Raw genomic sequence first — 1,805 nt, forward strand, 5'->3', positions numbered from 1 at the left:
TTCGTGACACACCGTCTAAGTGCCATTTGTCACCCCGCGCAGGAAGGCGGCGGCGGAACCGATTGGCAAAGGCCTGGCCAAACTTCAGGGCCCACTGCCGCACCGTCTCGTGGCTGACCTCGATGCCGCGGGCCGCGAGCATCTCCTCGACCATGCGCAGGCTCAGGAGAAACCGGCAATAGAGCCAGTGAGGTGGCTCGGTTTGTCTGAACAGCGTTTTCGGCTGGCTAAGTGGAGCGTCTGCCGGGGTTACGCTGCCGCGAGTTGCAGTAGCGGATTAAAGTAAGCCTGATCGGGTGTCCTCCGGTCAAGGCGCGAATGGGGCCTCTGACTATTGTACAACGAGGTTTGAGAACACCCACAGGACCACTCGACGTAAAGTTCTGTATTGGCTTCACCCCTGGGCCGGCCGCGAGGTGTCCGTCCATGCGGTGATCGATAAGGCGGATGGCGCGGTTTTCCGTTGCACGCCCGACGGATCGCAGACCGAGCGATGGCTTGAGATCCCGGCGTGGATGTTCGACCGAGCGTCGTGTGCCCGGGATCAGGCCCTGACGGTGCGTCCCTTTGTCGGCATGGATGCGCTGATGGCCCTCTCGGCGCTTCTCGCTCGGTCGATGGAGATCGCCAGCCAATCATCGAATCCCCGGCTTTCGGGCGCATGGGGAGTCTCTCGCGATCAGAATCGGGGAGAGATCCATGGCACGGAAGATGGGGGCATCCGCGGATGCGGATCAACGCAACCGGCGGCTCGGTCCGCAGCAGTTGGACCTGTTCGGCAGCAGCGCGTCACACAGTGTCAGCGACGCGCCAGCGTGGCGCGAGCTGCCGCGGGAGGCGCAGGCGACGGTGGTGAGCCTGATGATGCATCTCATCCTGGAGCATGCTCAAAGTCGCGCGGCAGCGCCGGGGACCATGGAGGGCAGCCATGATCACTGACAAGGTCCGCCCTCACCACCTGGAGCGCAAGGCGATCCTCTATGTACGCCAGTCCTCCACTCATCAAGTGCTGCACAACCGCGAGAGCAGCGCGCTGCAATACGCCATGCGGGACCGGCTGACCGCGCTGGGATGGTCCGAGATCGAGGTGATCGACGATGATCTCGGGCGTTCAGCCGCCGGCGGGGTCCAGCGCGCCGGCTTTGAGCGGATGGTGGCGGAGGTCTGTCTCGGGAAGGTTGGCGCGGTCTGCGCGCGGGAGGTCTCGCGCTTTGCCCGCAACAGCCGGGACTGGCAGCAGTTGATTGAGATGTGCCGCGTCGTCGACACGGTGCTGGTCGATCAGGAGGCGATCTACGCCCCGAGGCATGGCAATGACCGGCTGCTGCTCGGCCTCAAGGGCAGCTTGAACGAGTACGAGCTTGACCTGCTGCGACAGCGCTCGCTCGCCGCGCGCTACGAGAAGGCCCGCCGCGGCGAATTGGTCGTCACAGCCCCCGTCGGCTTCGTGAAGGCCGGCGACCGGTATGAGAAGGACCCGGATCGGCGGGTGCAGGAAGCCATCGCTCTCGTTTTTGACAAGGTCGAGGAACTGGGCAGCGCACGGCAGGCGCTCTGCTGGCTGCACGAGCACGATCTCGCTCTGCCGGTGAAGCAGGCGAACGGCGACACGGCCTGGCGCAGGCCGAGCTATGCCTCTATCCACCGGATCATTGAGAACCCGGTTTACGGCGGCGCCGTGCGACCTGAGCTGCCAGAGGCTCACCACACCTGGGTTCTGGCAGCGTAAGGCCTGATAAGGAAGGAGTGCTTCATACGAGAGAAGACCCCATTCACCTGGGTGCTGCTATCCGGCAGTGCGAAGG

Annotated in this window: 2 protein-coding genes and 1 pseudogene; 2 read left to right on the forward strand and 1 reads right to left on the reverse strand. The window is 64.3% G+C overall.

From position 1 onward, the window contains the following. A pseudogene (locus FS320_RS46800) lies at window positions 1-187 on the reverse strand (IS6 family transposase); the annotation flags it as partial. 512 nt (window positions 188-699) lie between these two features. Between FS320_RS46800 and FS320_RS42720 the strand changes: the two are divergent. Together FS320_RS42720 and FS320_RS42725 are read left to right on the forward strand one after the other, a co-directional pair. Next, window positions 700-939, forward strand: a complete 240-nt coding sequence (locus tag FS320_RS42720) for a hypothetical protein (RefSeq protein WP_152718561.1) — start codon at window positions 700-702, stop codon at window positions 937-939. After that, the gene (locus tag FS320_RS42725) at window positions 929-1,729 is read left to right on the forward strand and encodes a recombinase family protein (RefSeq protein WP_152718562.1); all 801 of its coding nucleotides are present in this window, start codon (window positions 929-931) and stop codon (window positions 1,727-1,729) included. Before FS320_RS42720 ends, FS320_RS42725 begins: the two co-directional genes overlap by 11 nt. Window positions 1,730-1,805 lie beyond the last annotated feature (76 nt).

This window comes from Microvirga tunisiensis, from assembly GCF_009296175.1.
GTDB classification, from domain to species: domain Bacteria; phylum Pseudomonadota; class Alphaproteobacteria; order Rhizobiales; family Beijerinckiaceae; genus Microvirga; species Microvirga tunisiensis.